Annotated in this window: 6 protein-coding genes; 1 reads left to right on the forward strand and 5 read right to left on the reverse strand. The window is 66.8% G+C overall.

Going from position 1 to position 8,481, the window contains the following annotated elements; all coding sequences use genetic code 11:
• Positions 1-6 precede the first annotated feature (6 nt).
• From C5E41_RS27345 to C5E41_RS27360, 4 genes are read right to left on the reverse strand one after another with little or no spacing between them, the layout of a single operon-like run.
• Entirely contained in the window at positions 7-1,683 is a 1,677-nt protein-coding gene (locus C5E41_RS27345) for an ABC transporter family substrate-binding protein (RefSeq protein WP_104378614.1), read from the reverse strand.
• Between the two features lie 9 nt (positions 1,684-1,692).
• On the reverse strand, positions 1,693-3,579 hold the full coding sequence (locus C5E41_RS27350) for an ABC transporter ATP-binding protein (RefSeq protein WP_104378615.1): 1,887 nt from the start codon (positions 3,577-3,579) through the stop codon (positions 1,693-1,695).
• Positions 3,576-4,580 (reverse strand): ABC transporter permease, encoded by a 1,005-nt coding sequence (locus C5E41_RS27355; RefSeq protein WP_104378625.1) that lies wholly within the window; start codon positions 4,578-4,580, stop codon positions 3,576-3,578. Before C5E41_RS27355 ends, C5E41_RS27350 begins: the two co-directional genes overlap by 4 nt.
• 13 nt (positions 4,581-4,593) lie before the next feature.
• Positions 4,594-5,571 (reverse strand): ABC transporter permease, encoded by a 978-nt coding sequence (locus tag C5E41_RS27360; RefSeq protein ID WP_104378616.1) that lies wholly within the window; start codon positions 5,569-5,571, stop codon positions 4,594-4,596.
• A gap of 172 nt (positions 5,572-5,743) precedes the next feature.
• On the opposite strand from C5E41_RS27360, the gene C5E41_RS27365 reads away from it, so the two are divergent.
• A complete protein-coding gene (locus tag C5E41_RS27365) occupies positions 5,744-6,547 on the forward strand; it encodes an HAD family hydrolase (RefSeq protein ID WP_104378626.1) in 804 nt (267 codons plus the stop codon).
• Positions 6,548-6,567: 20 nt separating this feature from the next.
• Here C5E41_RS27365 and C5E41_RS27370 read toward each other — a convergent pair whose 3' ends face one another.
• Positions 6,568-8,307: an N-acetylmuramoyl-L-alanine amidase gene (locus C5E41_RS27370; protein WP_258081293.1), complete on the reverse strand. Its 1,740-nt coding sequence runs from the start codon at positions 8,305-8,307 to the stop codon at positions 6,568-6,570.
• Positions 8,308-8,481 lie beyond the last annotated feature (174 nt).

Below are 8,481 nucleotides of genomic sequence, written 5' to 3' on the forward strand. Positions count from 1 at the left end.
GGGCGGCTAGCTTACGAAGCCGATCTTGGTGTAGTCGTAGGTGGCCAGGCCGGGAGCGCCGTAGTTGGCGACGGTGGTCCGTACCCCGTAGTTGCCCGGATCCTGGGTGAGCGGCAGCGAGAAGCCCTCTTCGAAAACCTTGCGGTCCACCTGGTTCGCGAGTTCGATGGCCTTTTTCGGATCCAATTCACTGAGGGTCTGCTCGATCAGTGCGTTCAACTCCGGGGAGCCGATGCGACCGAAATTGCTCTGCTCGTCATCAGGGTGGTATGCGTAGATCTGCGGGATGCTCCCGAACGGGAATGCGTCACCCGCGAACTGGAATTGGGCGATATCGAACTCACCAGGGATCATCGCATCGGTGAAGAAACCCTGGCGTTGCCGGGTGGCGATGATCAGCTTCACGCCGACCTTCGCGAGGTCACCCTGGACGATCTGCGCGACCCGCACCCAGGTGGGGTCGTTGTACATCACATCGCGAATCTCGAGGCGGCGGCCGTCTTTGACCCGCACATCGCCCTGCTGTTTCCAGCCCAGTGCATCGAGTTCGCGCGCCGCGGCCGCGGGGTCGTAGGGCAGGCTGTTGTCCTGATAGCCCTCTTGCCCCTGGACGAAGATGTGATTGTTCAACGGCTTCGGACTGGACACCAGACCGTTTTCGATCGCATTCGCGATGCCCTGCCGATCGATGGCCTTCGATATCGCCACGCGCAGTGCGGGATCCGCCAGAATCGAACCGGGCGCGCCGTTGAAGGTGATGTGCCGCCACAGATTTCCCGGGGCGTGGCGTACGACCAGTTCGGAACTGCTACGCACGGTCGCCAGATCCTCGATGGAGTTCAGGCGTGCGGCGTCGAGTTCGTTGTTCTGCAGGGCCGCCGCATATGCGGACTGATCCATCACACTGAAGGTGATGGTGTCCAGTTTCGGGGTGTCTCCCCACCATTTCGGATTGCGGCCCAGCACGATTCGGCCCTGCGTGCGATCGGTGGAGCGGACCACGAACGGCCCGGAGGTGAGTGCGATGCCGCCGGCGAGCGCGCGATTGAAGGTATCCGGGTCGGCGGTGACCGATTTCGGATACAGCATCGCGTTTCCGGCGAACTGACCGCGCCAATCCGCGTAATGCTGTTTGAAGGTGATCACGGCCTGTCGGTCGTCGACTCCGCGTTCAACCTTGTCGACCCGATCGAATCCGTTGTTGATCGCGATCAGATAGCGTGTGTCCACACTCGACAGCGCATGGGCCTGGGAGGCGATGTCCTCCCAGGTGATCGGTGATCCGTCACTCCACACCGCCTTGGGATTGATGGTGTAGGTGACCTGTTGCGGATCGGTGCCGGTGAGCTGGATATCGGTGAAATAGTCCTTGTTGATCGTCAATTGGCCGGTCGCGTCGATCAGGTACGACCGCGGCATCAACGGCCACAGCACCTCCCCGGTCTCCAACTCGTTGCCGTCGATGGACAGGGAATTCCAATTGGCCGGATATCCGCTGATCGCCAGCCGCAGGTTGCCGCCGTCGCGCACCGCATCGCGCGGCTGCGGATTGATGTCGTTGGCGGTTCCGAGGGTCGCGGGTCCGTTCGCGGTGTTCAAGGATGTGCAGCCGGCCAGCGCGACAGCCAGCCCGGCCACCACCACGACAGCGGCCGAACGTAGTGTCCGCGAACATATCCTCACGACGAACTCCTAGCGTGCGACGACTGGAAGCGGAACCGCGTCGATCAGCGCGCGGGTGTACTCGTGCTGCGGCGCCGCGAAAATCTGCTCGGCCGGACCGGATTCGACGATCTTGCCGCGATACATGACCGCGATGTCGTGCGCGAGGTTGCGGACCACCGAAAGGTCGTGGGAGACGAACAGATACGACAGTCCACGTTCGGCCTGCAGATCCCGCAGGAGGTTCAGCACCCCGGCCTGAATGGAAACGTCGAGCGAGGACACCGGCTCGTCGAGTACCAGCAGTTGCGGGTCCAGCGCCATCGCCCGCGCGATATTGATGCGCTGCTTCTGCCCGCCCGAGAAATCGGCCGGATAGCGGTCGGCGTGTTCGGCGCGCAGTCCGACCTGCTTCAGCAATTCCGGTACCCGCTTGCGGATTTCGGCGCGGGACCGGCCGTCGACGCGCAACGGCTCGGCCAGGGCGTCGAAAATCGGCAGGCGCGGATCCAGCGAGGACGACGGATCCTGGAACACGATCTGCAACTTGCGGCGGATATCGCGTTTGCGCTGCTTGCTCAGCGTCGCGACATCCTCGCCGAATACCTCGATCGTGCCCGCCTGAGGCTGCACGAGGTCCATGATCTGGCTCAGCGTCGTCGATTTCCCGGATCCGGATTCACCGACGAGCGCGAGAGTGCGTCCCTTGCGCACCGCGAAGTCGATGCCGTCGACCGCGCGCACCTCACCGGTGCGGCGTTTGAAAACCACACCGGAGGTGACCGGAAACGTCTTGGTCAGACCCGAAACCCGCAGCACCACATCGGAATCGGCGGGTTCCGGTGCGGCGACACCGTCCGTGTCGTGGCGGTAGGCGGCGAACAGGTCCGCGGTCCCCACCTCGGCGGTGCGGATGCAGGCCGCCCGGTGCGCGGGCGCGGTTTCCCGCAGTGGCGGCTCCGCGACCAGGCAGTCCTCGATCGAGACCGGGCAGCGCGGCGCGAAGGGACACCCCGGCGGCAGGTCGTGCATCGGCGGAGGAGTACCCACGATCGGGATGAGCGGCGCCCGGGCCGGACCGTCCATCCGCGGGATGGAACCGAGCAGGCCGACGGTGTACGGCATCCGCGGCGAGTTGAACAGCTCTGCGGCCGGGGCGTTTTCGACGATCCGCCCGGCGTACATCACCGCCACGCGGTCGGCCAGCGTGGCCGCGATCCCCATGTCGTGGGTGATCATGATGACGCCGGCACCGGTGATGTCGCGCGCCTTGCGCAGCAGGTCGAGGATCTGCGCCTGCACCGTCACATCCAAGGCGGTGGTGGGTTCGTCGCAGATGATCAGTTCGGGATCGTTGGCGATCGCCATCGCGATCACCACGCGCTGGCGCATACCGCCGGAGAATTCGTGCGGAAAAGCCTTGGCGCGCACCGCCGGTTCGGGAATACCGACCAGATCGAGCAACTCCACGGCCCGATGCGCGGCCTGCGACTTGCTCATCTTCTTGTGGGCGACCAGGGCTTCGGCGATCTGATCACCGACCCGGTAGACGGGCGTGAGTGCCGAGAGCGGGTCCTGAAAGACCATGCTGACGCGCGTCCCGCGCAGCGCCGAAAGCTGCTTGTCGCCCATGCCGAGCAACTCCCGGCCCCGCAGGCGGATCGAGCCGCGGATGCGGGCCTGATCGGGCAGCAGCCCCATCACGGCCAGCGAAGACACCGATTTACCGGAACCCGACTCGCCGACGATGGCCAGCACCTCACCGTCGGCGACGGTGTAGTTCACTCCGCGCACCGCGTCGATGCGGCCCTCCTCGCCAGGGAAGGACACATGCAGGTCCGACACCTCCAGCAGCGGCGCGGTCGTGCTGCGGCGCGAGTCCGCACGGCCGGCGGATTCGATGGTGCGATCGGTCATGCCGCTTCAACCCTCTTGTCCGACTGATCATCCGCACCGGAACCGGACGTACCCGCCGGCTTTCCGCGGCGCGGCTTGTTGTCCTTCGCGCCCTTGCGGCCCGCCCGCGCACCCTTGGAGCTCGGGTCGAAGGCGTCGCGCAGGCCGTCGCCGACGAGGTTGGCGCACAGCACGATCGCGATCAGGAAACCACCCGGGAACAGGAACAACCACGGGAAGGTCAAGGCCGATTTGGTGCCGAAGGCGATCAGCGAGCCCAGTGACACATCCGGCGGTTGCACACCGAATCCGAGGAAGCTCAAACCCGTCTCGGACATGATCGCCGCGCCGACGGCGAGAGTGGTGTCGATGATCAGAATGGATGCGATGTTCGGCACGATGTGGGTGACGATCACCGAACGCGTCGAAGCTCCCATATATCGCGCCGCGCGGACGAATTCGCGTTCGCGCAAGCTCAGCGTCAAGCCGCGTACGATGCGGGCGCTGATCATCCAGCTGAATCCCGCCAGCAGCACGATGAGCAGCAGAATCGAACTGCTGCCCTTGGTGCGCGGGGCGAAGATCGCGATGATGATGAAGCTGGGCACCACCAGCAGCAGATCGACCAGCCACATGATCGCGCGGTCGGTCCAGCCGCCGAGCAGACCCGCGATCGACCCCGCGGTCACCGCGATCAGCGAGGTCAGCACGGCCACGCAGATGCCGATGATCAGCGATTTCTGCAAACCGTGCAAGGTCTGGGCCAGCATGTCCTGGCCGATCTCGTTGGTTCCGAACCAATGCTGCGGCGACGGGGGTTGCAGCAGTGCGTACGGGTCGCGCTGCTGATAGTCGTAGGACAGGAACGGCGGAATCGCGAAGGCGCCGATCAGCATGACGATCAGCACGGTCGCGCCGACGACGGCGGGCTTGTTGCGCAGGAACCGGCGCCACACCAGCTTTCGGCGTCCGGCCGCAGCGGGTTCCGGCGCGCCTTGCGCGATGATCTCGGTTTCGGTCACCTTGTCGCCCCGATCATCCGACCCGCACTCGCGGGTCCAGAATCGCATACACGATGTCGGACAGCAGGCCCGAAACCAGCACCACGAATCCCGCGAACACCGTGACGGTCACCACGATGTAAATGTCCTGCGCGTTGATCCCGTCGACGAGCCATTCGCCGACGCCGTGCCAGCCGAAGATCTTCTCGGTGAAGGTGGCGCCGGTGATCAGCGCGCCGAAACTGTAGGCGAACAGGGTCGCCATCGGAATCAGCGCGGTGCGCAGGCCGTGTTTGTACAGCGCACGGCGGCGGGTGAGTCCCTTGGCCCGCGCGGTGCGGATGAAATCGCTCTGCAGCACATCGAGCATGGCGTTGCGCTGGTAGCGGCTGTAACTGGCCATCGCGCCCAGGGCGAGGCCGAGGCTCGGGACGATCATGTGCTGCACTCGGTCGACGAACTGATTCCACCCACCGTGCACGGCATTGGCCGAGGTTTCACCGGTATACAGGAATATCTGCTGTCCCGCGGCCGAATTTATTTCCAGCGCACCGTATTTCAGCAGAGTGGCCAACAGGAAGATGGGCGTGCTGAGCACCAGCAGGGAAACAATCGTCGTGAAGTAATCGCTGAACCGATATTGCCGGATCGCACCGGCCGCGCCGATCAGCACACCGAGGACCGTTCCGACGACCGAGCCCACGATCAGCAACCGCAGACTGACCCCGATCCGGCGCGGCAGTTCCTGGCTGACCGGCTGCCCCGTCAGGGTCGTGCCGAAGTCGCCGTGCACCACGCCGCCGACCCAGGTGAGGTAGCGCTGCGGGATCGGCTGGTCGAGATGCAGTTCGTGGGCCTTGGCATCGATCACCGACTGCGGCGGTCGCGGATTGCGCTGTTCGAGGCTGTCCAGCGGGCGAAATGTCAGCGACGCCAGACTGAAGGCCAGGAACGACGCCAGCGCCAGCAGCACGACATAGTTGAGCGCACGTCGTAGCAGAAAGCCGGTCATCGGTCCCCTCGGGTCGGTTACTAGCCCCTGATCATAGGGAATGGTCTCGAGTCCACCGGTGACATCGTGCACCACTTCCGGCCCACTCGCAGGCGGGGCGCGGGCAAATGATTACAGCCGCGCCGGAATTTCGGGCAGGATGGAATAGGTGACGCGTCTGCCGAAGCCGAAGATGGTGGCCACCGATGTCGATGGCACGCTGCTCGACGAATGGGAACGGGTGACGCCGCGCACCCGTACCGCGGTGGCCGCGCTGATCGCCGACGGAGTGCCGTTCGTGCTGGCCACGGGCCGTCCGCCGCGTTGGATCGATCCGGTGGTCGAGGGCCTGGGCTTTCCTCCGCTGTGTGTCTGCGGCAACGGCGCGGTGATCTACGACAGCGCCGCCGATCGCATCCTGCACACCAGCACACTGGATGTGGAGAGTCTGGCGTGGATCGCCGACCTCGCCGAGCGCGTGCTGCCCGGCTGCGGGCTGGCCGCCGAGCGCGTCGGCCGCAGCGCGCACGATGCCGCGACGCCGCAATTCGTCAGCTCACCCGAGTACGAGCACGCCTGGCTGAATCCGGACGACACCCAGGTGTCGCGGCAGGAGGTCATCTCGGCGCCGGCGATCAAGATGCTGATCCGGCTGCGGGGAACGCCCAGCGCTGAGATGCAGTCGGCCCTGGAACCCCACCTGACCGGGCGCGCCGACATCACCTATTCCACCAACAACGGGCTCATCGAACTGTCCGCGCCCGGTATCACCAAAGCCGCCGGCCTGAGCGTGGTCGCCGAGCGGCTCGGGGTGGACCCGGCGGCGATCCTGGCCTTCGGCGATATGCCCAATGACGTGCCGATGCTTCGCATGGCCGGCCACGGCGTGGCGATGGGCAACGGCCACCCCGAAGCCCAGGCCGCCGCCGACGAGATCACCGCCTCCAATGCGGAGGACGGCGTCGCGCGGGTGCTCGAGCGCTGGTGGGAGAGCTAGGGGCGTTCCCCACTCGGCCCTCAGCCGGCGGGGGCGGGCGGAATGGGCTGCGACGGCGCCGCCGCAGCGGACTCGGCCGCGGCCGGTGCGGCTGGAACCGGCCCAGCCGGTGCGGGTGCGGCCGGGTTCGGCGCCTCGGGAGCTGAGGCCGGCGGCGCCTCCGGCGCGGGGGCCGGCGGCGCCTCCGGCGCTGCTTGCGCATCGGGTGCCGGTTGGGGCGTGGTCGGCGCTTGCGGATCGGAAGGGCCGGCCGCGGGCGCGTCCGGAGCCGTCTGTGGGGCCGGGGCCTGCGCGGCGGGCAATGCCTGCGGAATCGGTTCGCCCGCCGGGCCGGGTTGTGCCCCACCGTGTTTCAGCAGGGTGGTGACGACACCGGTGGCGGTGTTGAGGATCAGCGACCCGAGCCGGAAATCGGCCCGCTGACCGCCGGGAACCGGATACGGATTGCGCAAAGGCGTCCCGAGCGCCCCGGATTCGGCGCCGAGCTGGACGAAGCGGTCGAGGATCTGGCCTGCCAGTTCGACGATCGCACCGTCGGGCGCGGCGTAGACGTAGCCGTTGACGAACTTGGCGTACTGGCCCCCGTCGCCGGTCGGCGTCGGCTCGGAGGAGGCGGCGCCGAGGTGTCCGTTCGGACCGCCCTGCCCCGCCCAGTATGTGGCGATGACATTCTTGTCGACCATGCTCAGCAACTGTGTGGTCAGATTCGCCAGAGCCGCCAGATCCGCATGCGTCCGTTCATCTTTCGGAGCCGCGGGCGTGGTGCCGGCGGCGACGCCCGCGGCGATCTCGCGGATGCGGTCCATGCGCGCATAGGCGGCATCGCCGGGGCAGGTGGTGTTGCCGACGTCGCGATGTGCGAACACGATCGGCAGGTCCACCGCCTCACCCTCGGCGTACGGGGTGTAGTCGGTGCCCTCGGAATACATGGTGGTGTGGCCCTCGGGGTCCAGTCCCGCGATCTTGGCCCGCCAGCCGACGAACTGCCCGGTGGCCTGGAGCTGGGCGTCGCTGGGCGGTTCGGTCTCGAAATCGCCCATCATCGCCACGCCCGCGGTGTTCTCGTTGAACCCTCCGGCGTGCGCCCCCTCGACCGGGCGGTCCAGCCCGCCGTAGCGGCCCTCGAAGATCTGACCGTACTTGTCGACCAGTGCGTTGTAGCCGATATCGCACCAGCCCAGCGTCTTGGCGTGATACGCGTAGATCGCGCGCACGATGCCCGCGGATTCGGCTTTGGTGTAGTCGTTGCGCCCGGCGGTGTGGTGCACGGTGATTCCGCCCAGCCCGTCGTCGTAGGTGGGCTCCTCGCAGCGCAGCGATTCGTCGGCGCCCCACTGCGCGCGGCTGATCACCTTCGGCCCGCCGCCCGGCAGCGGCGCGGCGACCGAGGCCAGATTGTCGTCGATCGCGCCGCGCCCGGGATTGATCAGCACCGCCGAGAGTTGCGACGCGGCCTGCTGCGCCGGGTCGTCGGAGCGGCCGGGGGCCGTGGTGATCGCCTTGTGGGTGGTCAGTATCTGAACCGCCTTGGTCTCGCCGACGTAGATCGGTTCGGTGCCGGTCCGGGCGGGGGCGGCCGCGTGATCGCTGCGATCGGTGTCGACCCGATCGGCCGGGAACCACGGTCCCCAGGAGCCGTCGGCCTGCTGGGCGCGGATCAGAGAGGTGGTGTCGGCCAGTTCCTTCGCGGTCAGCGCGACCATGCTGAACGGGGTATCCCGGGTCAATTCCTTGACTTCCGCACCGACCTGATCGGCCATATCCGGTGGTACGGCACCGGGGGACAGGGCCGGGGCGGCCGGGTCGGCGCCGGGAACCTGAGCGGGGTCGAGTGGAGCGGCGATGAAGCCGGGGCCGGTGTGCGCGGGGGAGGCGGCAGGAGCTGTCTCTTATACACATCTGACGCTGCCGACGACTCAATAGGTGTAGATCTC

It is taken from the genome of Nocardia nova, assembly GCF_002933465.1.
Classification (GTDB): Bacteria; Actinomycetota; Actinomycetes; order Mycobacteriales; family Mycobacteriaceae; genus Nocardia; species Nocardia nova_B.

Excerpts from the sequence above, each read along its gene's own strand:
- C5E41_RS27350 (WP_104378615.1), bottom strand. The coding sequence starts at position 3,579 with ATGACCGATCGCACCATCGAATCCGCCGGCCGTGCGGACTCGCGCCGC.
- C5E41_RS27360 (WP_104378616.1), bottom strand. The coding sequence starts at position 5,571 with ATGACCGGCTTTCTGCTACGACGTGCGCTCAACTATGTCGTGCTGCTG.
- C5E41_RS27365 (WP_104378626.1), top strand. The coding sequence starts at position 5,744 with ATGGTGGCCACCGATGTCGATGGCACGCTGCTCGACGAATGGGAACGG.
- C5E41_RS27370 (WP_258081293.1), bottom strand. The coding sequence starts at position 8,307 with ATGGCCGATCAGGTCGGTGCGGAAGTCAAGGAATTGACCCGGGATACC.